General features: G+C 73.0%; 20 protein-coding genes and 5 tRNA genes. 16 read left to right on the top strand and 9 right to left on the bottom strand.

The features are described from left to right. Positions 1-22: 22 nt before the first annotated feature. The 3 genes from ACIGZJ_RS16345 to ACIGZJ_RS16335 form a co-directional block, all read right to left on the bottom strand. Positions 23-94 (bottom strand) — tRNA-Val (locus ACIGZJ_RS16345). A gap of 33 nt (positions 95-127) precedes the next feature. Beyond that, positions 128-201, bottom strand: a tRNA-Cys gene (locus ACIGZJ_RS16340). A 40-nt stretch (positions 202-241) separates the two neighbouring features. Continuing rightward, a tRNA-Gly gene (locus ACIGZJ_RS16335) sits at positions 242-314 on the bottom strand. A 334-nt stretch (positions 315-648) separates the two neighbouring features. Here ACIGZJ_RS16335 and ACIGZJ_RS16330 point away from each other — a divergent pair. The 3 genes from ACIGZJ_RS16330 to ACIGZJ_RS16320 all read left to right on the top strand — a co-directional run bounded on the left by ACIGZJ_RS16330 (position 649) and on the right by ACIGZJ_RS16320 (position 3,499). Then, entirely contained in the window at positions 649-1,698 is a 1,050-nt protein-coding gene (locus ACIGZJ_RS16330; protein WP_392933805.1) for a chorismate-binding protein, read from the top strand. A 70-nt stretch (positions 1,699-1,768) separates the two neighbouring features. Further along, on the top strand, positions 1,769-2,599 hold the full coding sequence (locus ACIGZJ_RS16325) for an aminotransferase class IV (RefSeq protein ID WP_396457827.1): 831 nt from the start codon (positions 1,769-1,771) through the stop codon (positions 2,597-2,599). Between the two features lie 57 nt (positions 2,600-2,656). Next, positions 2,657-3,499, top strand: a complete 843-nt coding sequence (locus tag ACIGZJ_RS16320) for a GNAT family N-acetyltransferase (protein ID WP_396457826.1) — start codon at positions 2,657-2,659, stop codon at positions 3,497-3,499. Positions 3,500-3,506: 7 nt separating this feature from the next. Here the strand turns inward: ACIGZJ_RS16320 and ACIGZJ_RS16315 are convergent, their stop codons facing one another. Further along, on the bottom strand, positions 3,507-4,007 hold the full coding sequence (locus ACIGZJ_RS16315) for a DsbA family protein (RefSeq protein ID WP_396457825.1): 501 nt from the start codon (positions 4,005-4,007) through the stop codon (positions 3,507-3,509). A gap of 135 nt (positions 4,008-4,142) precedes the next feature. Between ACIGZJ_RS16315 and ACIGZJ_RS16310 the strand changes: the two genes are divergently transcribed. Next, positions 4,143-4,604: a hypothetical protein gene (locus ACIGZJ_RS16310; protein WP_396457824.1), complete on the top strand. Its 462-nt coding sequence runs from the start codon at positions 4,143-4,145 to the stop codon at positions 4,602-4,604. 96 nt (positions 4,605-4,700) lie between these two features. Here the strand turns inward: ACIGZJ_RS16310 and ACIGZJ_RS16305 are convergent, their stop codons facing one another. Next, positions 4,701-5,270 carry a CGNR zinc finger domain-containing protein gene (locus ACIGZJ_RS16305; protein ID WP_396457823.1) on the bottom strand — a complete coding sequence of 190 codons (570 nt, stop codon included), beginning with the start codon at positions 5,268-5,270 and terminating at the stop codon, positions 4,701-4,703. Between the two features lie 371 nt (positions 5,271-5,641). Beyond that, complete coding sequence (locus tag ACIGZJ_RS16300) at positions 5,642-6,055, bottom strand: SsgA family sporulation/cell division regulator (RefSeq protein ID WP_030056266.1); 414 nt, start codon at positions 6,053-6,055, stop codon at positions 5,642-5,644. A 194-nt stretch (positions 6,056-6,249) separates the two neighbouring features. Between ACIGZJ_RS16300 and ACIGZJ_RS16295 the strand changes: the two genes are divergently transcribed. The 3 genes from ACIGZJ_RS16295 (at position 6,250) to ACIGZJ_RS16285 (ending at position 7,251) form a co-directional block, all read left to right on the top strand. Continuing rightward, positions 6,250-6,774 carry a TIGR02611 family protein gene (locus ACIGZJ_RS16295; RefSeq protein ID WP_396457822.1) on the top strand — a complete coding sequence of 175 codons (525 nt, stop codon included), beginning with the start codon at positions 6,250-6,252 and terminating at the stop codon, positions 6,772-6,774. A 124-nt stretch (positions 6,775-6,898) separates the two neighbouring features. After that, positions 6,899-6,970, top strand: a tRNA-Val gene (locus tag ACIGZJ_RS16290). A 209-nt stretch (positions 6,971-7,179) separates the two neighbouring features. Next, positions 7,180-7,251: transfer RNA gene (locus ACIGZJ_RS16285), tRNA-Val, on the top strand. An 83-nt stretch (positions 7,252-7,334) separates the two neighbouring features. Here the strand turns inward: ACIGZJ_RS16285 and ACIGZJ_RS16280 are convergent. Then, complete coding sequence (locus tag ACIGZJ_RS16280) at positions 7,335-8,102, bottom strand: exonuclease domain-containing protein (RefSeq protein ID WP_392933822.1); 768 nt, start codon at positions 8,100-8,102, stop codon at positions 7,335-7,337. Positions 8,103-8,249: 147 nt separating this feature from the next. Here ACIGZJ_RS16280 and ACIGZJ_RS16275 point away from each other — a divergent pair, with 147 nt between their 5' ends. From ACIGZJ_RS16275 to ACIGZJ_RS16260, 4 genes are all read left to right on the top strand, one after another. Beyond that, positions 8,250-8,804 carry a DUF4365 domain-containing protein gene (locus tag ACIGZJ_RS16275; protein WP_392933825.1) on the top strand — a complete coding sequence of 185 codons (555 nt, stop codon included), beginning with the start codon at positions 8,250-8,252 and terminating at the stop codon, positions 8,802-8,804. Between the two features lie 31 nt (positions 8,805-8,835). Further along, positions 8,836-9,990, top strand: a complete 1,155-nt coding sequence (locus ACIGZJ_RS16270) for a hypothetical protein (RefSeq protein ID WP_396457821.1) — start codon at positions 8,836-8,838, stop codon at positions 9,988-9,990. An 87-nt stretch (positions 9,991-10,077) separates the two neighbouring features. Further along, positions 10,078-12,057 (top strand): threonine--tRNA ligase, encoded by a 1,980-nt coding sequence (gene thrS / locus ACIGZJ_RS16265; protein WP_396457820.1) that lies wholly within the window; start codon positions 10,078-10,080, stop codon positions 12,055-12,057. A 77-nt stretch (positions 12,058-12,134) separates the two neighbouring features. Then, a complete protein-coding gene (locus ACIGZJ_RS16260; RefSeq protein WP_396457819.1) occupies positions 12,135-12,695 on the top strand; it encodes an HIT family protein in 561 nt (186 codons plus the stop codon). Between the two features lie 62 nt (positions 12,696-12,757). Here the strand turns inward: ACIGZJ_RS16260 and ACIGZJ_RS16255 are convergent, their stop codons facing one another. Beyond that, positions 12,758-14,407, bottom strand: coding sequence for a hypothetical protein (locus tag ACIGZJ_RS16255; protein ID WP_396457818.1), 1,650 nt, complete (start codon positions 14,405-14,407; stop codon positions 12,758-12,760). 182 nt (positions 14,408-14,589) lie between these two features. On the opposite strand from ACIGZJ_RS16255, the gene ACIGZJ_RS16250 reads away from it, so the two are divergent. Next, positions 14,590-15,015: a thiol-disulfide oxidoreductase DCC family protein gene (locus ACIGZJ_RS16250; RefSeq protein WP_396457817.1), complete on the top strand. Its 426-nt coding sequence runs from the start codon at positions 14,590-14,592 to the stop codon at positions 15,013-15,015. A gap of 28 nt (positions 15,016-15,043) precedes the next feature. Here the strand turns inward: ACIGZJ_RS16250 and ACIGZJ_RS16245 are convergent, their stop codons facing one another. Next, entirely contained in the window at positions 15,044-17,122 is a 2,079-nt protein-coding gene (locus ACIGZJ_RS16245) for an elongation factor G-like protein EF-G2 (protein ID WP_396457816.1), read from the bottom strand. A 393-nt stretch (positions 17,123-17,515) separates the two neighbouring features. On the opposite strand from ACIGZJ_RS16245, the gene pgsA reads away from it, so the two are divergent. The 4 genes from pgsA to ACIGZJ_RS16225 all read left to right on the top strand — a co-directional run bounded on the left by pgsA (position 17,516) and on the right by ACIGZJ_RS16225 (position 20,832). Next, positions 17,516-18,163, top strand: a complete 648-nt coding sequence (gene pgsA, locus ACIGZJ_RS16240; protein ID WP_387950418.1) for a phosphatidylinositol phosphate synthase — start codon at positions 17,516-17,518, stop codon at positions 18,161-18,163. Between the two features lie 17 nt (positions 18,164-18,180). Further along, entirely contained in the window at positions 18,181-19,152 is a 972-nt protein-coding gene (locus tag ACIGZJ_RS16235) for a phosphatidylinositol mannoside acyltransferase (protein ID WP_396457815.1), read from the top strand. Positions 19,153-19,169: 17 nt separating this feature from the next. Further along, on the top strand, positions 19,170-20,354 hold the full coding sequence (locus tag ACIGZJ_RS16230) for a glycosyltransferase family 4 protein (protein WP_396457814.1): 1,185 nt from the start codon (positions 19,170-19,172) through the stop codon (positions 20,352-20,354). 112 nt (positions 20,355-20,466) lie between these two features. Beyond that, on the top strand, positions 20,467-20,832 hold the full coding sequence (locus ACIGZJ_RS16225) for a 5-carboxymethyl-2-hydroxymuconate Delta-isomerase (protein ID WP_396457813.1): 366 nt from the start codon (positions 20,467-20,469) through the stop codon (positions 20,830-20,832). Positions 20,833-20,877: the final 45 nt, after the last annotated feature.

Below are 20,877 nucleotides of genomic sequence, written 5' to 3'. Positions count from 1 at the left end.
GCAGACCCCGAAGGGCCCGACGTGCGCGATACTGGGATTGAACCAGTGACCCCTACCGTGTCAAGGTAGTGCTCTCCCGCTGAGCTAATCGCGCGGGGAGGTCTCCCGGTCAGACCGGGGAACCTCTTGGAGGTGGAGACGGGATTTGAACCCGTGTAGACGGCTTTGCAGGCCGTTGCCTCGCCTCTCGGCCACTCCACCAGGCAACACTCGAAGAACGATCTTACACTGTTCTCCATCGAGCGGACGACGAGATTCGAACTCGCGACCCTCACCTTGGCAAGGTGATGCTCTACCAACTGAGCCACGTCCGCCTGTCTCCCGGGGGCTTCACCGGTTTTCCCGGCTGCGCTCCCTGGCGACGTGTTGAACTCTAGCGGATTCCCGGGCCAGCTAAAAATCCGTTCCCGCAGCGTGCCGCGGGGGTGTCCGCGCAGGCCTGTCCCGTCGGCACCGCAGGGCCACCCTCAGTGACACCCGCAGGCCACCCGGCGCACACCTGCACGACGCCCCGGCCGGCCCACCCGGCGCACGCCCCCGGCCCGCACCCCCGACCTACACTTCAGGCACCGCAGCCCAGCCACCAGCGCAGCCCCCGCGTCCACCCCCCGCGCGGCGACCACGCACCGATATCCGCGCAGGAGAACCGTGTCCGGCCCCACCGCCTCCCACAGCCCGCTCGCCCGCTTCGGCGGCCGCCTCGCCACCGGGCTGCGCGACGTCACCTCGGACCCGGCCGCCCTCGACTCCACCGGCTACTGGGCCGTCGCCTACGACTTCGAGGGCCGGCTCACCTGCGCCCGCTTCGACGACGTCCGCCCCGACCCCGCACCCCCGGCCGGCGCCGGCTGGCTCGGACCGGAGCCCGACAGCTGGCACAGCTCCCTCGACCACGACGCCTACACCGCAGGGGTCCGCCGCATCCGCGAGCACATCGCCGCCGGCGAGGTCTACCAGGCCAACCTCTGCCGGGTGCTCTCCGCACCGCTGCCCGACCCGGCCCGCACCGACATCGACGCCCTCACCGGCCTGCTCGCCCACGGCAACCCGGCGCCCTACGCGGGCACGATCCGGCTGCCCCGGCACGGCGTGGAGATCGCCACCGCCTCGCCCGAGCTCTTCCTGCGCCGCGACGGCCGGACCGTCTCCTCCGGCCCGATCAAGGGCACCGGCCGCACCGAGGCCGACCTGCTCGACAAGGACCACGCCGAGAACGTGATGATCGTCGACCTGGTCCGCAACGACCTCGGCCGGGTCTGCGAGACGGGCACCGTCACCGTCCCCGACCTCTGCGCCGTCGAGAAGCACCCGGGCCTGGTCCACCTGGTCTCCACCGTCCAGGGCGCCCTGCGCGAGAACGTCGGCTGGCCCGACCTGTTCGACGCCACCTTCCCGCCCGGCTCCGTCACCGGAGCGCCCAAGTCCAGCGCGCTACGGATCATCGACGCCCTGGAAACCGCCCCCCGCAGCCCCTACTGCGGCGCCGTCGGCTGGGTCGACGCCGACCGCGGCGAGGGCGAACTCGCCGTCGGCATCCGCACGTTCTGGATCGACCGGACCGAGCCCGGCGCACCCGTGCTGCGCTTCGGCACCGGCGCCGGAATCACCTGGGAGTCCGACCCCGAGCGCGAGTGGGCGGAGACGGAGCTGAAAGCCGCCCGCCTGGTCGCGATAGCGTCGGGCACCGAAACCGACTGAAGCGGGACGCGCCCCACGCCCTAGGCCCAGGCGGCGCCGCCCCGCCCACTCCCACGAGGAGCAACCCTCGATGCAGAACCCCACCACGAGCTGGGTGAACGGCTCCCTCGTCGACTCCCACGCCGCCGCCGTCTCCGTCCTCGACCACGGACTCACCACCGGCGACGGCGTCTTCGAGACGATGAAGGCCGTCGACGGCCGCGCCTTCGCGGTCACCCGCCACCTCGACCGGCTCACCCGCTCCGCCCGCGGCCTCGGCCTGCCCGACCCCGACCACGAGCTGGTCCGCGAGGGCTGCGAACAGGTCCTCGCCGCCAACCCCATGCCGCTCGGCCGCCTGCGCATCACCTACACCGGCGGCCGCTCCCCGCTCGGCTCCGAGCGCGGCGACGACACCCCCACCCTGGTCGTCGCCATCGCCGCCGCCGCCCAGCGCCCCGACGCCACCGCCGTCGCCACCGTCCCGTGGCGGCGCAACGAGCACAGCGCCGTCGCCGGCCTCAAGACCACCTCCTATGCGGAGAACGTCGTCGCCCTGGCCGCCGCCCACCGCGTCGGCGCCTCCGAGGCCCTGTTGGCCAACACCGCCGGACTGCTCTGCGAGGGCACCGGCTCCAACGTCTTCCTCGTCCTCGGCGGCCGCCTGGTCACCCCCACCCTCGCCTCCGGCTGCCTCGCCGGCATCACCCGCCAACTCGTCATCGACTGGTGCGGCGCCGAAGAGGTCGACCTGCCGCTCTCCGCACTCCAGGACGCCGAGGAGATCCTCCTCACCTCCACCCTGCGCGACGTCCAGGCCGTCTCCCGGGTCGACGACCGCGACCTGCCCGGCCCGGGGCCCGTCACCGCCAAGGCCATGGCCGTCTTCACCGAGCGCAGCGGCGACGACCTCGACCCGTGACACGGCCGAGCGGCGACGGCGGATAGAACACCCGCACGGTGGGGAAGGGACCCCGACATGACCACCACGCTGCGCCCCGAGGGCCCGGAGACACCCACCGCCGCCGGCGGCCGCACCAGACGCTGGCAGATCTGCGCGAACGGCCGCCCGGTCGGCGCGCTGCGCACCACCACCGTTCCGCGCGGGCCCCAACTCTGGGGGGAGATCTCAGAGTTGGAGGTCCGCGAGGGGCGCGGCCGGGGGCGTGGAACGTTCGGCGCACTGGCCGCCGAGGAGGTCCTGCGCGGCTGGGGCTGCTCCCGGGTGGACGCGGACATCCCGGAGGCCGCGCAGCCCGCGCGCGGCCTCGCCGCCACGCTCGGCTACACCGAGCGGATGCGGAACATGGCCAAGCGGCTCACCGCAGCGCCCGAGCTGCCGCCCGGCGTCTCGGCGCGCCGGATCGACGCCGAGGGGTTCCCCGGCTGGCTGGAGCAGGCCAAGCAGGGGTACATCCACGACCTGCTCTCCTCCGGCCTCAGCGAGCAGCAGGCCCGGGCGAAGTCGGACGCCGACCATGTGCACCTGCTGCCGCAGGGGGCCGACACCCCGGGCGTCGTCCTGCGCCGGCTGCACGGCGCCGGGCCGGACCCGCTGGGCGCCCTCTGGCTGGCCCTGCGGGTCCGCGACCTGCCCGGCGGCGGTCCGCTCGCCTGGGTGATGGTGGTCGAGGTGGCCGAGGCCCACCGGGGGCGGGGCCACGGGCGCTCCCTGATGCTGCTCGCCGAGCGCGAGTGCCTGGCCGCCGGAGTGCACGACCTCGGGCTGAACGTCTTCTCCGGCAACGAGGTCGCGATCCGGCTCTACGATTCGCTCGGCTTCCGGATCACCAACCGGGTCTACGGCAAGACGCTGATCTGACCGGTCGTCAGGACGCCTTCGCCGCCTCGATGATGGCGGTGATCCGGGCCCGCAGGCCGTCCTGGCTCTGCCCGCCGTCCAGCCGCTGCCCGGCGATCACGTACGTCGGCGTGCCCGTCACGCCGATCGCCTTGCCCTCGGCCTGGTCGGCGTCCACGATCAGCATGTGGCGGCCGTCGATCAGCGCGGTGTCCACCTCCTCGGCGTCCACCCCGACCTCGGCGGCCACCTCCAGCAGCACCTGCTCGCCGCGCGCGTCCAGGTCCTCGACCCGGGCCAGCAGCGCCTCCACGTAGGGCCAGCCCAGGCCCTGCGCGAACGCCTCCTCGACGGCCTGTGCGGCGGCGTAGGCGTGCTTGTGCTTCTCCAGCGGGAAGTGCCGCAGCTCGATGGGGAGCGCGTCGCCGTACGCGGCGCGCAGCGCCCGTACGTCGTCCAGCGCGGTGCGGCAGTCCGGGCACTGGAGCTCGCACCAGAACTCGAGGCGGGGGAGGGAACCTTCGATCATGCCCTCAGTGTTCCACTAGTGGGCACCGTGCCAGGCACGGTGTGCCCCGAGGCCCAGACCGACGGGAGGTCCGATGACCAGGACGACCATACGGCCGCACGCCCGGGTCGGAGTGCGGCCGTGTTGACGGCGGCGGTGGCATTCGCGCTCACGGCGGGCGGGGTGGCGATGGCGGGGATGCGCGCCTACCGGAGGCGCCTGCTCTCCGCGACCCGCTGGTTCGCGGTGGCGCTGCTGCCGGCCGGGCTCTATCTGTCGGGCCTGTTCCCGGTGGCGCGGACGATCGGCGGCGAGCTCGCCGACTGGGCGACGGACCTGGTGTTCGACCCCCGGGTCTGGACGGGCCTGGCGCTGCTGGCGGTCTCGGCCGGCCTGCTGGTCACCACCCGCTGGGTGGGCCGGCGCCGCGCCGTCGAGGGCGATGCGTCGGGCCCGGCCGCCGCGGCGGCCGCGGGCCCCGCCCGCCCGGCTGTCACCGCCACGCCGGAGCCGGGGAAGGCCGCCCCCAAGGCGCCGAGGAAGCCCGCCGGGAAGTCGGACGACGGACTCGGCGACTTCGCCGACATCGAGGAGATCCTCCGCCGCCGCGGCCTCTGACCGTGCCCGCCCGGCCGTGACCGCCACCGACGTGACCGCCACCGATCGGGCGCGACCGGGGAGCCGTGACCGGCAGGCCGTGCCGGCCCGCGACGGTCAGGCGGAGGGCACGGCCTCCGCCGACCGCTGCCGGGCCCGGTACGCGGCCACGTGGAGCCGGTTGCCGCAGGTGCGGCTGTCGCAGTAGCGGCGGGAGCGGTTGCGCGAGAGGTCCACGAAGACGCGGGCGCAGTCCGGCGCCTCGCAGCGGCGCAGCCGCTCGCGCTCGCCGGCCATCAGGATGAACGCCAGCGCCATGCCCAGTTCGGCCGCCAGGTGGTCGCCGAGCGCGGCGTGCGGCGCGAAGTAGTGGATGTGCCAGCCGTGGTGGTCGTGGTTGGTCAGCCGGGGCGTGGTGCCGGCGGCGGCGACCAGTGCGTTCACCAGCTCGGCGGCCTCCTCGGTGGACTCGGTGCCGAACACCTCGCGGAGCCGGGACCGCAGCTCGTGCACGCTGCGCAGGTCGTCCGCGGTCAGCGAGTCGATCTCGCTGATCTCCTGGCGGATCACGAAGGCGTCCAGCGCGGCCACGTCGGGCAGCAGCTCGGTGCCGCACACCTCGGGGGCGGTGTTGAGCAGCTCGACGAGGATGCTCAGCGCGCACTCGGTGTCATGGGTGATCAGCACGTGGGGGCTCCTCGCGCGGAGGGGGCCGTCGGCACCCCGCGTCTACGGTCACTTCAGACCTTACCGGGCCGTGCGCCCCTAGGGCGGCCGCTTCTTTCGAAGGAACGTACGGAAGGCGTCAGGGTGTTCGCCCGGCCCCGGAAAACCACAGGCGCCCGGCAGCGAGGCCGGCCACCCGTACGGATGGCCGGCTCCAGTGCCGGGCGCCTGTGGTGCTCCGGCCCGCCCCGGTGGGGGGCGGGCCGCTCACCGGCCCCGAGACCGCGTCGTGCGCGGCTGAGTCTGCTGCCGTGCCCCCGAGTAGGACGGCTGCGGTGACGGCAGGGGGTACGGCCCCGCCGCCGGCGGGGCGTGACCGCCTCCGGTCGAATTCAGCTTTCAGCGAGGATGTGGGACAGCTCCCGGTCGAGGTCGAAGTGGCGGTGTTCGGTGCCGGGGGGCACCGCGGCGTCCGTCCGCTTGAGGAACGACTCAAGCGCCCGGGCCGGGGCTTCCAGCAGGGCTTCTCCTTCCGGAGAGCTCAGGGCGATGCAGACCACCCCTTGCCCGTGGCTGCGCGACGGCCACACCCGGACGTCGCCGGTACCGGTGGGTCGGTGCAGCCCCTCCGCAAGGAGATCTCGGGCGAACACCCACTCCACGGTCTCGTCCGCGCCGGTGTGGAACGTGGCGTGCACGGCATAGGGGTCGGCGGTGTCGTAGCGCAGGCCCGCGGGGACGGGCAGTGAGGACTCGCTGGACACGATGAGGCGCAGGTGCAGCTCGCAGCTGACCGTGGTGTTCATAAGCGCCATGGCCTTTCGCTCAGTGTGCGCTCGGGGAATCGCACGTCGGCGAACGGACCATCCCACCCCCAAGACCGATGTAAACCCCTCTGTCCCGATTCGGGGGCGAGTCGTACCCCTTACGGCGCATTGCGGAATCGGCACGGAGTGCCTGTCGGGGCATTACCGCACCACTTCTCGGTTAGTTTCCTGGCATGACTGTGCGAAGCGACAAGGCGCGCGGGAACGCGGACGAGATCACGAGAACGGGGGAGGCGGCGGTGCCGGAGGAGACGGGGGCGCACGGGGGAGCGGAGGACGGCGCACAGGGCGGCGGGGGCGAGGGGTCGGGCGTCGACGGCGGGCGGGCGCTCGGCTCGCGCGCGCCGCACTTCATCCGCCGCTCCCGGCCGCTGCACCTGAGCTGGCAGGTGGTGATCTTCCTGGCCGGCCTGGCGGTGGTGGTGCTCGGCGTGATCATGCTGCCGCTGCCCGGACCGGGCTGGGTGGTGATCTTCCTGGGCATGGGCATCTGGGCCACCGAGTTCGTCTGGGCCCAGCTGGCCTTGCGCTGGACCCGTCGCAAGGTGGCCGAGGCCGCCCAGAAGGCGATGGACCCGAGGGTGCGCCGACGCAACCTCACCCTGACCGCGATCGGCCTCGCGGTGATCGCCGGGATCGGCGGCTGGTACCTGTGGAAGTACGGGCTGGTCATGCCCTGGAAGATCAACGGCGGCTGAGCCCGCCCGGCGCCACCGGTGTGGGCCGTCCGGGTGATCCGCCCGGGGCCGTCCGGGTGGCCGGGGTCCGGCCGCGGGGTGTTCGGAGCACCCCGCGGGATGCGGTAATGTTTTCCCTGCACCCGGGCGATTAGCTCAGCGGGAGAGCACTTCGTTCACACCGAAGGGGTCACTGGTTCGATCCCAGTATCGCCCACCGGAATGCATTGTGATATGTGAGGCCCAGTCGATTATCGACTGGGCCTCACATGTATTTCCGGAATCCGTCGGCAGTTGTACGGAATCGGGCTGAGGCACAGTCATCTTCCGTGCGGAGTCGGACTTCTGCGGATGTGCCGACCGGGTGCCGGGTGGTGCGAGTTGTACGGCACCCCTCGAATGGTGCTAGTCTTCTTCTCGTTGCCCGGGCGATTAGCTCAGCGGGAGAGCACTTCGTTCACACCGAAGGGGTCACTGGTTCGATCCCAGTATCGCCCACCGGACAGCACACAGGCCCTGATCGGGAAACCGGTCGGGGCCTGTTGCGTGTCCGCGCGCCCGCCGTGACCTCGCACCCGCCGCTACGCCGCGACCTCGCAGCTGTGCTCCGGTGACAGCCGCCGGCCGCAGCCGCACCGGGCCGGGCGCAGCGGCCAGGAGAGGTCCACCCGCTCCGGCGTGCCCGTCCGGTCGAACCAGTTCTGCAGCCCCCGGGCCTGCGCCGCGTGCCAGACCGCCTGCCGCAGGTGCAGTTCGGCCGCCGAGAGCCCGCCCAGGGCCACCGGGTAGCGGGTCGCTATCGCCCGGACCAGGTCCAGTGCCGCCGTCGCGTCGGCGGCCGCGTCGTGCGCCCCGGCCAGCTCCACCCCGTAGTGCGCGCACAGGTCGGTGAGGGTGCGGCGGCCCTTGCGGTAGCGGTCCACGTGCTTGTCCAGCACCCGCGGGTCGAGCACCAGCAGCCCTCCGCCGCCCAGCGCGTCGGTCAGCGACAGGCCGCGGTGGCGGCGCAACTCGCGGTCCAGCAGCGTCAGATCGTAGGGGGCGTTCATCACCACCAGCGGGCGCCCGGCGCGGGACTGCTCGGCGAGGGCGCGGGCTATCTCCGCCACCACCGTACGGGCGGGGCGGCCGTGGGCCCGGACGTGTTCGTCGGAGATGCCGTGCACGGCCCGGGCGCCGTCCGGTATCGGCACGCCGGGGTCGGCGAGCCAGGCGGAGGTCTGCGGGGGAGCGCCCGGGGCGGGTTGGACGACCAGGGCGGCCGAGACGATCCGGTCGGTCTCGACGTCCACGCCGGTGGTCTCGGTGTCGAAGGAGGCGAGCGGGCCGGTGAACCAGTGCTGCTGCATGACTGCCCCTCAGGTACTGCGTTCCGTGAGGGTGATACCGCTCCTGACGCCCGTTCAACCGTTTGGCCGAGCCCTGGCCGGGGATGCTTCGGTCGGGTGTCCTGTTCGAATCCGGACGGGCCCGGGGCCGGGGGAGGCTACGGGGCGATGGCGCTGACACAGCCGCAGCCCGAGGAGGCGGCGGCCGTCCTGCGGGGCGATCTGGCGGTGACGGCCTGCATGGAGACACTGCAGGTCGGGTACCTGCACGCGGTGGTGGCGGCGGCGGGCTGCTCGCTGTCCCAGCCGTTCCCGGACAACGGCATCGACTGGCACGTGAGCCACGGCTCCCGGGCGCACCAGGTGGACGACGAGGTGACCATCAAGATCCAGCTCAAGGCCACCCAGCAGATCGCCCCCGAGCCCGCCGGGCCGCACTTCGGCTTCACCCTGGACAACGAGCACCTGCGAAAGCTGGCCCGGGTGCGGGTCGCGGTGCCGAAGATCCTGGTGGTGATGCTGCTGCCGCGCCGGGTCGACCGCTGGCTGGCGGCCCGGCCGGACGCGCTGGAGCTGCGGCACTGCTGCTACTGGGTCAACCTGGCCGGCCACCCGGTGACCGGGCAGCGGCGGACCAACGTCCGGGTGCCCACCGCGAAGGTCTTCGACGACCGCGCACTGTGCGACATCATGGCGCGGGTCGGTGCGGGCGGCAGCCCGTGACGGCCCCGCCCCGGCGGGGAGGAGCAGGACGATGACACTGCCACAGGGGCTGCCGGACGGCGCCCGGGCACTGCCCGACCCGGCGGCCGTCGACCCGGCGGTGCTCTGCACGCTGCTCGCCCGGCACGGCTGGGTGCGGCGCGGCGGCCCGTCCGCCCGGTACGGCCGCTGGACGCCGCCGGACGACACGGACCCGGGGACGAGCCTGCTGGTGCCCGCGGGGGACGGTTTCGACGACGCCGTCGAGCTGCTCGCCGACGCCGTCACCGCGCTGTCGCGCTCGCGCAGCCCCTCGGCCCGCTCGATCCTGCTGGCGCTCGCCGTCCCCGGCGACGAACTGCACTGGCGGCGCGAGCTGCCGGGCCCGGCCGGTACCGCGCCCTGGGACGGCGCCGAGCGGCTGCACCAGGCGGCGCGCGGGATGCTCGCGGCGGGCGCCAAGGCCGGGCGGACCAGGGCCGCGTACTTCGGCGCGCGGCTGGACGCCTGGGCCAAGGACTTCCTGGAGCGGGTCCTGGTGGTGGAGGGCGGCGCGGGCCTCACCGCGTACACGCCCGCGCCCGAGGGGCGGGCGGCGGTGACCACGCTGGTGCGCGCGCTGGAGGCGCTGCGCGACGCCGTCGACTACCGGAGGGTCAGCGGCGGGCCGGAGGCCTTCGAGAACGCGGTGCAGGCCGGGGTCAGCCGGGAGCTGGTGCAGTCCGTCGCGGACCTGGTGCGCGGGGCGACGGCGGCGCAGCTGTCCGTCGCGTGGTCGGCCGCCGCGGGGACGCCCGGCGGGTTCGGCGACCGGCGGATCGCCCTGGAGTTCTCGCCGGGGGACCTGCCCGCCCTGGAGGAGGCCGCCGCGCTGCTCGAGCGGATCGAGCCGGCCGTCGCGGTCACCCTGGTCGGCGTGGTCGTGCGCCTCAAGCGCGCCGACCCGGCCGGGCCGGGCACCGTCCGGATGCGGGTGCTCGGCGGGGCCGAGGTCGCCGAGGTGCGGCTCAGGCTGCCCGACCCCGCCTACCGGCTGGCCGCCGAGGCCCACCTGGCGGGCACCCCGGTGCGGGTCAGCGGCCGGCTGGAGCGGCGCGGCGGCTTCCGCCGGCTCGCGCAGCCGCGCGGCCTGGAACCGTGCGGGCTGGAGGACGCCGAGCGGGAGCGGCTGCTCAAGGGGCTGGGGGAGGGGGGACAGGGGGCGTAGGTGCACGGCGGGGGTGGTGCTCTCGGTACCATCGTCACGCGCAGCGCAGTGTTGCGTCCTATGAATCCAGCACGTCAGGAGAGACCGGTGACGGACGTCCGGGTAATCATCAACCGCGAACCCGATCGGGAAGAGCGCGTGGTGACCACGGGCACTACGGCCGCCGAGCTCTTCGCGGACGACCGCTCGATCATCGCCGCCCGCGTCGGCGGCCAGCTCAAGGACCTCGCGTACGCCGTGCAGGACGGCGAGGAGGTCGAGCCGGTCGCGATCGGCAGCAAGGACGGCCTGGACATCCTGCGCCACTCCACCGCGCACGTCATGGCGCAGGCCGTGCAGCAGCTCTTCCCGGAGGCCAAGCTCGGCATCGGCCCGCCGGTCAAGGACGGCTTCTACTACGACTTCGACGTCGAGAAGCCGTTCCACCCCGATGACCTCAAGGCCATCGAGAAGCGCATGCAGGAGATCATCAAGAAGGGCCAGAAGTTCTCCCGCCGCGTGGTGACCGACGAGGCCGCCACCGAAGAGCTGGCCGCCGAGCCGTACAAGCTGGAGCTGATCGGCCTCAAGGGCTCCGCCGCGACCGCCGGCGAGGGTGCCGACGTCGAGGTCGGCGCCGGCGAGCTGACGATCTACGACAACCTGGACGCCAAGTCCGGCGAGCTGTGCTGGGGCGACCTCTGCCGCGGCCCGCACCTGCCGTCCACCCGGCACATCCCGGCGTTCAAGCTGATGCGCAACGCGGCCGCCTACTGGCGCGGCAGTGAGCGCAACCCGATGCTCCAGCGCATCTACGGCACCGCGTGGCCGACCAAGGACGAGCTGAAGGCGCACCTCGACTTCCTCGTCGAGGCCGAGAAGCGCGACCACCGCAAGCTCGGCAACGAGCTCGACCTCTTCTCCATCCCCGAGGAGATCGGCTCCGGCCTCGCCGTCTTCCACCCCAAGGGCGGCATCATCCGCCGCGCCATGGAGGACTACTCGCGCCGCCGGCACGAGGAGGAGGGCTACGAGTTCGTCTACACCCCGCACGCCACCAAGGGGAAGCTCTTCGAGAAGAGCGGCCACCTGGACTGGTACGCCGACGGTATGTACCCGCCCATGCAGCTCGACGAGGGCGTGGACTACTACCTGAAGCCCATGAACTGCCCGATGCACAACCTGATCTTCGACGCGCGCGGCCGCTCGTACCGTGAACTGCCGCTGCGCCTCTTCGAGTTCGGCACGGTGTACCGGTACGAGAAGTCCGGTGTGGTGCACGGTCTGACCCGGGCCCGCGGCTTCACCCAGGACGACGCGCACATCTACTGCACCCGTGAGCAGATGGCGGAGGAGCTCGACTCGACGCTGACCTTCGTGCTCAACCTGCTGCGCGACTACGGTCTGACCGACTTCTACCTGGAGCTCTCCACCAAGGACCCGGTGAAGTTCGTCGGTTCGGACGAGGCCTGGGAGGAGGCCACCGCCGTCCTCGCGAACGTGGCCGAGAAGCAGGGCCTCCCGCTCGTCCCTGACCCGGGCGGCGCGGCCTTCTACGGCCCGAAGATCTCGGTCCAGGCGAAGGACGCGATCGGCCGGACCTGGCAGATGTCGACCATCCAGCTCGACTTCAACCTGCCCGAGCGCTTCGACCTGGAGTACACGGCGGCGGACGGTTCGCGGCAGCGGCCGGTCATGATCCACCGTGCGCTGTTCGGCTCGATCGAGCGCTTCTTCGCGGTGCTGCTGGAGCACTACGCCGGCGCCATGCCGCCGTGGCTCGCCCCGGTCACCGTGACCGGCATCCCGATCACCGACGAGCACGTGCCGTACCTGCTGGAGGTCGCGGCCGAGCTGAAGAAGCGCGGGATCCGGGTCGAGGTGGACACCTCGGACGACCGGATGCAGAAGAAGATCCGCAACGCCCAGAAGTCCAAGGTGCCGTTCATGCTGATCGCCGGCAACGACGACGTCGAGGCGGGCGCGGTCTCCTTCCGCTACCGCAACGGCGAGCAGAAGAACGGCGTGCCGCTGGCCGACGCGGTCGCCGAGATCGTGGACGCGGTGGAGCGTCGCATCCAGGTGTGATGCCGTAGGCGGCGGTTCGCGGGGCAGGCTTCCGAGGAGTCTGCCCCGCACTGCTTTGCAAGCCAGCCGGTGCGAATATGCTGATCAGCATGACGACTGAGCCGGAACTGCAGCGGGGCGTCGGCGAGCCGGACGGCTTCCGCCGCCTGTGGACCCCCCATCGGATGGCGTACATCCAGGGCGAGAACAAGCCCACCGGCCCGGCTCCGGACGACGGTTGCCCGTTCTGCTCGATCCCGTCGCTGAGCGACGAGGACGGGCTGGTGATCGCGCGCGGCAGCGCCGTGTTCGCGGTGCTCAACCTGTACCCGTACAACGGCGGCCACCTGATGGTGGTCCCGTACCGGCACGTCGCCGACTACACCGACCTGGACGAGGCGGAGACCGCCGAGCTGGCGGTGTTCACCAAGAAGGCGATGACGGCGCTGCGTTCGGCCTCGGGGGCGCACGGGTTCAACATCGGGATGAACCAGGGCGCCGCGGCGGGTGCCGGGATCGCGGCGCACCTGCACCAGCACGTGGTGCCGCGCTGGGGCGGGGACACCAACTTCATGCCGGTGGTCGGCCACACCAAGGTGCTGCCGCAGCTGCTGGCGGACACCCGCAAGATGCTGGCCGAGGTCTGGCCGCAGGACTGAGCCCGGACATGTGGGAAGGGGCCCGACCGGATCTCCGGTCGGGCCCCTTCCCACATGCCTGCTCAGCCCGCGTCGAACCGGTCGACGTTGTAGGGCCGGCTGCCCTGCGCCTCGGACTTGATGATCGAGGCCCGGTTCTTGAAGAACCGCTCGGTGTCCAGGTCGTGCTCGTCCAGGAACTCCAGGGTGGCCGCGTGCACGGCGCTGAGCACCGGGACGGAGGCGTTGAGCGCGTTGTCCGTCATGAACCGGCTGCCCCAGGGCGGCGAGGCCCAGGCGTGCCGCAGGCCGAAGGGCTCGGGCAGGCCGAGGCCGCCGCCGAGCCAGGCCAGCAGACCGGGGGCGCGCATGAAGGGCGCGCGGACGGCCTGGCGCACCACCTCGTCGTTGTCGATCAGGGGGAGCTGGATGGTGCGCTCCTCCCAGAACTTGCCGGTCTTCGGCTCGGTCCGCTCCTTCGGCTTGGGCTTGTCGAAGAAGAGGCCGTTGACCGGGCCGAGGGCGTAGCCGGCGACGGCGACCGTCAGGGTGTTGGCGAGCAGGGTGACGGTGACGGTGAAGGTGATGATCAGCTTGCCGTCGAAGGTGATGAACTGGGTGGCGAGGTAGTGCCGGGGGCCGCCGCCCGCGAAGGTCTGCTTGTCGGCGACGGACTGGATGGCGAAATCGCGCATCCGGTCGCCGTCCATGTCGGCGCCGCCGGGCCGGCCGATCTCGTCCGCGCCCTCGCCGACCTCAAGCACCACCCACTGCTTGACGGAGACGTTGGTCATGCCGCTGTTGGCGACCTCGCTGATGCCCAGGCCCTTGAGGTGGCCGGCGATCTTGCGGACGAGGTCCCAGGGGTGGAAGGCGCGGAAGTCGGCGTGGCCCTCGGCGGGGCGCAGCACGTCGACCATCCGCCACTCGCCCCAGCGCTTTCCGACGCCGAGGATGCCCTTGGGCCCGGCGTAGTGCTGGATGTTGGTCTCCTGCTCGGCTTCGAGCCGGCCGAGCTTGGCGCGCAGGTCGGTGGCCTTCTTGTCGAGGTCGTCGCGGGGGACGGCCTGCGGCACGGTGGCGGCCACGGCGGTGCCCTCGACGAGGGCCTGCCAGCGGGCGCGGAGGTCCTCGGTGGAGCGCAGGACGATCCGCTTGGCGAGGTACCAGCCGACGACGGGGGCGAGCATGACGATGCGCAGGTAGATGCCGAGCGGGCCGCCGAGGGGCGGTCGGACGGCGAGCAGGACGGCGACGGCGGCCGCGGCGACGAGCGCGAGGGTGCCGTAGAGGCCGGCCTGTTTGGCGTTGTCCTTGCGGAGCCAGGCGCGCAGCTGGAAGGCGGCGAGCCAGATCAGGGTGCCGGGGAGGAAGAGCACGCCGGTGACGACGGTGATGGTGGTGAGGCTGCGGTCGCGGGAGTCGCGCAGCTCCTGGGCGGCCAGGCAGTGCTCGACGATCTGGCGGGTGTCGGTGCCGAAGGAGGGCACGATGGGCTTGCGCCCGGCGCCGAGCGTGCGGGCGATGACGGCCCTGCTGAAGGCCTCGCCCAGGTTCGGCTGGAAGAGCGCGAACCGCCCCTTCTTCTCGGTGGCGGCGGTGACCTGCTTCACGAAGTCCGAGATCGGGCTGTCACGGTAGGCGGCCGAGGAGAGCGCCTGGGTGACGGCGGTCTGCGGGCCGGCGTCGGTCCGGGGTATCTGCGCACCCGGGGTCATGTCGAGTGTCGTCACGGTGGCGTCCCCTCCTCCCCTTGTCAGCGGCAGGTTACCGTGCCGTGGTGGTGCCGCGCGGATGATCGTCTGAAGAGGCGTCACGATCCGGCCGCGGTGGGCCTGTGGGCCATGATGCCCAGGTTTCGCCGGTTCGGAACCCGGTGGCCGGACGGCGGTGGGCGGTGGTGCACGATGGGCGTATGGAGGCAACTGCGGTGAAGGATCCGGTACTGGTCTTCGACGGGGACTGCTCGTTCTGCACGACGTGCGAGACGTGGGCGGAGCGGTATCTGCGGCAGACGCTGGCGTCCGGCGGCTGGGAGGGGGTGCCGTTCCAGTTCGCGGACCTGGCGGCGCTGGACGCGAGGGCCGGGGGGCGCGGAGAGGTGTCCTGGGAGCGCGCGGAGCGCGAGGTGCTCTGGATCACTCCGGCCGGCCGGGTGTACGGCGGGGCGCAGGCGGTGGCCCGGCTGCTGATGCGCTCGGGCGGGGTGTGGGCGTACCTGGGCGGGGCGCTGGCGCTGGCGCCGGTGCGGCCGCTGGCGGGTGCGGTGTACCGCTGGGTGTCGAAGAACCGGCACCGGATGCCGGGCGGCACGCCGGCCTGCGCGCTGCCCAAGCGGTAGGCGCCCTGTCCGTCGGCTACCCGTCGTCCTACCCGTCGTCGTCCGCGAGGCGGGCGGCCAGCGCGGCGGGCATGGGTTCGTGGCGCAGGTAGGCGCGGGAGAACTCGGCGGTGCCGTGGGTGAGTGAACGCAGGTCGACCGGGTAGCGGGCGAGTTCGAGCTCCGGCACCTCGGCGCGCAGCAGGGTCAGGCTCGGGCCGCCGGTCTCGGTGCCGAGGACGCGGCCGCGGCGGGCCGAGAGGTCGCCGAGTACGGCGCCGAGGTAGTCGTCGGGGAGTAGGACGCTGACGGCGGCGACCGGTTCCAGCAGCCGGATGACGGCGTGCTCGGCGGCGTCGCGCAGGGCGAGGGCGGCGGCGGCCTGGAAGGCGGAGTCCGAGGAGTCGACCGAGTGCGCCTTGCCGTCGGTGAGCGTGACCCGGACGTCGACGAGCGGGTGCCCGGTGGAGACGCCCTTGGCGAGCTGGGCGCGGACGCCCTTCTCGACGGAGGGGATGAAGTGCTTGGGGACGGCGCCGCCCACCACGTGCTCCTGGAACTCGAAGCCGGAGCCGGCGGGAAGCGGCTCGACCTCCAGCTCGCAGATGGCGTACTGGCCGTGGCCGCCGGACTGCTTGACCAGCCGGCCGTGGCCGGCGGCGGCGGTGCCGAAGGTCTCGCGCAGGGCGACCCTGGGTTCGACGGTGTCGACGTGGACCCCGTGCCGGCCGCGGAGCCGGTCGAGGACGACCTCGGCGTGGGCCTCGCCGGTGCACCAGAGGACCAGCTGGTGGGTGTCCGGGTTCTGTTCGAGGCGCAGCGCCGGATCCTCGGCGGTGAGCCGGTTGAGGGCCTGGGAGAGCTTGTCGTCGTCGGCCTTGCTGTGGGCCTCGACGGCGATCGGGAGCAGCGGTTCGGGCAGCGTCCAGCCGTCGAGCTTCACCGGGTGGCCGGGTTCGTGGACGGTGTCGCCGGACCGGGCGCTGGTGAGCTTGGCGGCGCTGACCAGGTCCCCGGCGACGGCGTGCGGGACGGGCCGCTGCAGCTTGCCGAACGGGCTGGTGAGGCCGGTGACGCGTTCGTCGCCCTCCTGGTGGTCGCCGGAGTGCCCGGGGCCGGTGAGGTGGATGTGGGTGTCGGGGTGCAGGGTGCCGGCGTAGATGCGCAGCAGGCTGACCCGGCCGACGTAGGCGTCGCTGGTGACGCGGACGACCTGGGCGGCGAGGGGGGCGTCGGGGTCGCAGTCGGGGCCCGGGCGGGTGCGTTCGGTGGGGTCGGGGAACGCGGTGGTGATGAGGTCGAGGAGTTCGGCCGCGCCGATGCCGCCGTCGGTGGTGGGCAGGGCGGGGTGGAGGGCGCAGGCGAGGACCTCGCGGCGCAGCCCGGCCTCCAGGGCCTCGGTGTCGAGGGTCTCGCCGGCCAGGTAGCGCTCCATCAGGGTGTCGTCCTGGCCGGAGATGGCCTCGACGAGGCTTTCCCTGGCCGGGCCGGCCCCGGGGGCCTGGCCGGCGTCGATCTCCTGGCCGGCCTCGCCGTAGCCGCGGCCGGTGAGGAGGTCGACGGTGCCGGTGGGGTGGTCGCCCTGGTGGACGGGCAGGAAGAGCGGGCGCAGGGTGTCGGGCCCCAGGCCGAAGGCGTCGTGGCAGGCGGTGAGGATGTCGTCGAAGCTGCTGCGGGCGACGTCGAGTTTGGCGACGGCGATGGCCCGGGGGATGGACTCGGCCGCGCACTGGCGCCACAGGGCTCGGGTGGGGGCGGTGATCGGCTCGGTGGCGGAGACGACGAAGACGGCGCCGTCGGCGGTGTGCAGGGCGGCGCGCAGCTCGGCGGCGAAGTCGGGGTGGCCGGGCGGGTCGAGCAGGTTGACCTTGATGCCGTTCCACTCGAGGGGGAGCAGCGAGAGCTGGACGGAGCGCTGCTGCTGGTGCTCGATGTCCTCGTGGTCGGAGACGGTGTTGCCGTCGGCGATGCGCCCGGGGCGGTTGACGGCGCCGGCGGCGAGGGCGAGTGACTCGGCGAGGGTGGTCTTGCCCACGCCGCTGCAGCCGATCAGGACGACGTTGCGCAGGTGCCGGGGGTCGGCGACGGTGGGCGCCTGGCCGGCTCGTGCGGTGCTGCGGTCGGGCATCGGGGGGTCTCCTCCCGTCGCGCCTGGCCGGTCGCCGGGGGTGTCCTGGCGGCGGCCGGACTGTCGTGAAAAGTCTAGGGTCCGTCTTCAACTCCCCGCCTGCGGTGCGACCGGGGCGGGTGCGGGCGCGCGGCACCGCTGCGCGTGACGTGGCTGGTGGGCGGGGGTGGCGGGGGCGCGGGCGGGGCGGCCCGGGTGGTCACCGTTCGTGTGTGGCCGCGTGCCGGGGGTGGCGGGCGGGCGCCCGTGGGGCCGGGTGGGCGGTGCGGTGCGGCGGAGGGTGTCGTTCGGCGTGGATACGATGGGTGCGCCGGATGGGCTGATCCGTCCGGCCGCCTGCCGCGTCTTGGGCCGCAGGCGGGTACCAGGGAGATCGGAGCGGTCGGGAAGGCCATGCTCAACAAATACGCGCGTGCCTTCTTCACACGTGTCCTGACCCCGTTCGCCGCGTTCCTGATCCGGCTGGGCGTGAGCCCGGACGCCGTGACGCTGGTCGGTACGGCCGGTTCGGTGGCCGGTGCGCTGGTGTTCTTTCCCCGCGGGGAGTTCTTCTGGGGCACCATCACGATCACGCTGTTCATCTTCTCGGACCTGGTGGACGGGAACATGGCCCGGCAGCTGGGCCGGACCAGCCGCTGGGGCGCGTTCCTGGACTCCACGCTGGACCGGGTGGCCGACGCGGCTATCTTCGGCGGTCTGGCCATGTGGTACGCGGGCAAGGGTGACAACAACCTGCTGTGCGCCGTGGCGATCTTCTGCCTGGCGAGCGGCCTGGTGGTGTCGTACACCAAGGCCAGGGCGGAGAGCCAGGGCCTGCCGTGCGACGTGTCGGGGCTGGTGGAGCGGGCCGAGCGGCTGGTGATCAGCCTGGTCGCGGCCGGGGTCGCGGGCCTGGCGACGTTCGGGGTGCCGTACGTGGAGTGGCTGCTGCCGGTGGCGCTGTGGCTGGTGGCGGCGGGCAGCCTGGTGACGGTGTTCCAGCGGATGCTGACAGTGCGCCGCGAGGCGTTCGAGGCCGACCGGATGGCGGCCGGGAGCTGAAGGGGGGCGGGCCTTCGGTGAAGGACCGACTGGTGTATTCGGCGTACGCGCTGGGCTGGGCGGTGCTGAAGCATCTGCCGGAGCCGGTGGCGCGCGCCCTGTTCGAACGGCTCGCGGACACCGCGTGGCGCCGCCGCGGGCCGCGGGTGCTGCAACTGGAGAAGAACCTGCGCCGGGTGCGGCCCGAGCTGGACGAGGCCGGGCTGCGCGAGCTGTCGCGGGCCGGGATGCGCTCGTACATGCGGTACTGGATGGAGTCCTTCCGGCTGCCGGTGTGGAGCCGCGAGCGGATCGCCCGGGACGTCCAGGTCGAGGGCTCCGAGCAGATGCGCGCGATGCTGGACTCCGGCCGCGGTGTGGTGGTGGCGCTGCCGCACATGGCCAACTGGGACCTCGCGGGCGCGTGGGTCGCGCTGGAGGGGTACCCGTTCACCACGGTCGCCGAGCGGCTGAAGCCGGAGCGCCTGTTCGACCGGTTCGTGGAGTTCCGGGAGAGCCTGGGCATGGAGGTGCTGGCGCTGACCGGCAGCGGCGTCTCGGTGGTCGGCACGATGGCCCGCCGGCTGCGGGCGGGCCGGCTGGTCTGCCTGGTCGGCGACCGGGACCTCTCGGAGGCCGGCGTCGAGGTGTCGTTCTTCGGCGAGGCGACCAGGATGCCGGCCGGTCCGGCGGCCCTGGCCCAGCGGACGGGCGCGGCGCTGATGCCGGCCACCCTCTGGTACGACGGTCGGGTGCTGCGGGCGCGGATAAACCCGGAGATCCCGGTGCCCGCCGAGGGCGACCGCAAGGAGCAGACCCAGGCCATGGTGCAGGCGATGGCGGACATCTGGGAGCAGGGGATCCGCGAGCACCCCGAGGACTGGCACATGCTGCAGCGCTTCTGGCTGGCCGACCTGCCGGTCCGTGCGGCGGCGGAAGCGCCCGCCGCGGAGCCCGCCGGCGCCGCAGAGCGGGCCGTCGAGCCCGCCGCCGAGGCCTCCGGGCCCTGAAGGAGCATGAGGAAGCAGTGAAGATCGGCATCGTCTGCCCGTACGACTGGGACGTCCCCGGCGGCGTGCAGTTCCACATCCGGGACCTCGCCGAGCACCTGATCGGCCTCGGCCACGAGGTGTCGGTGCTGGCGCCCGCCGAGGACGACGAGGCGCTGCCGCCGTACGTCGTCTCGGCCGGGCGGGCGGTCGCGGTGCCGTACAACGGCTCGGTGGCGCGGCTGAGCTTCGGCATCCTGTCCGCCGCCCGGGTGCGGCGCTGGCTGAACGAGGGCCGCTTCGACATCCTGCACGTCCACGAGCCGGCCTCGCCGAGCCTGTCGATGCTGGCGGCGTGGTCCGCGTCCGGGCCGATGGTCGGCACCTTCCACACCTCCAACCCGCGCTCGCGGGCGATGATCGCGGCCTCGCCGATCCTCCAGCCGGGGCTGGAGAAGATGCGGGCCCGGATCGCGGTGAGCGAGTACGCGCGGCGCACCCTGGTCGAGCACCTGGGCGGGGACGCGGTGGTGATCCCGAACGGCGTGGACGTCGGCTTCTTCGCGGAGGCCGAGCCGGACTCCCGCTGGACGGGCGGCGCGGCCGCGGGCGAGCCCGGCACGATCGGGTTCATCGGCCGGATCAACGAGCCGCGCAAGGGCCTGCCGACGCTGCTGGCCGCCCTGCCGAGGATCCTCGCCGAGCGCCCCGGGGTCCGGCTGCTGGTGGCCGGCAAGGGCGACGAGGAGGAGGCCGTCGCGGGCCTGGCGCCCGAGGTCCGCCGGCAGGTGGAGTTCCTCGGCATGGTCAGCGACCGGGAGAAGGCCCGGCTGCTGCGCAGCGTCGACCTGTACGTGGCGCCGAACACCGGCGGCGAGAGCTTCGGGATCATCCTGGTCGAGGCGATGTCGGCGGGTGCGCCGGTGCTGGCCAGCGACCTGGACGCGTTCAAGCAGGTGCTGGACGGCGGGGCCGCGGGCGAGCTGTTCCCGGTGGAGGACGCGGACGCGCTGGCCCGTGCGGCGCTGCGCCTGCTGGGGGACCCGGGCCGGCTGGAGGAGCTGCGCAAGGCGGCGTCCCGGCACGTCCGGCGGTTCGACTGGTCGACGGTCGGCGCGGACATCCTGGCGGTGTACGAGACGGTCGCGTCGGGTGCGGCGGCCGTGGTCGGGGAGGACGAGCGCACCGGGCGGCGCGGCCGGTTCGGGCTGGCCCGCGACTGAGGCGCGCCCGGCGGGTGCCGGTTGCTCCCCCTGCGGGGGGAAGCAACCGCGGGCGCCGGTGGTTAGGGTCTGCCGGACCGTACTGATCACCGTGACCCGTGGAGGTATCCCCATGCCGCAGATCTCCGTCGACTACTCGCCGGGCCTGGAGGGCTCCTTCGACCGCCGGGCGCTGGGCCTGGCGATCAACCGGCTCGCCGTGAAGACCATCGACGCCCGGCCCGAGGCGTGCAAGACGCTGTTCCGCCGGACCGAGGACTTCGTCGTGGGCGAGAGCACCGGCGCCGACGAGCAGGTGTACGTGGAGTTCCAGATCTTCCCCGGCCGCGCCCCGGAGGCGAAGGCGGCGCTCGGCGAGGCCGTCCAGGCGCTGCTGGCCGAGCACGTCCGGCCGGCGCCGGGCGGTCGGCTGTTCACCGCGGTGAACATCTCCGACATCGACCGCGACTGCTACCGCAGCGCCACCATCGAGGGCTGACCTCGCGGCACCCGGTAGCGTAGCGCCCCGTGACTACCTGGATCT

It is taken from the genome of Kitasatospora sp. NPDC052868 (assembly GCF_044547105.1).
Lineage (GTDB): Bacteria > Actinomycetota > Actinomycetes > Streptomycetales > Streptomycetaceae > Kitasatospora.
The sequence above is the reverse complement of the archived record's forward strand: the minus strand, read 5'-3'. Positions and strand labels throughout refer to the sequence as shown.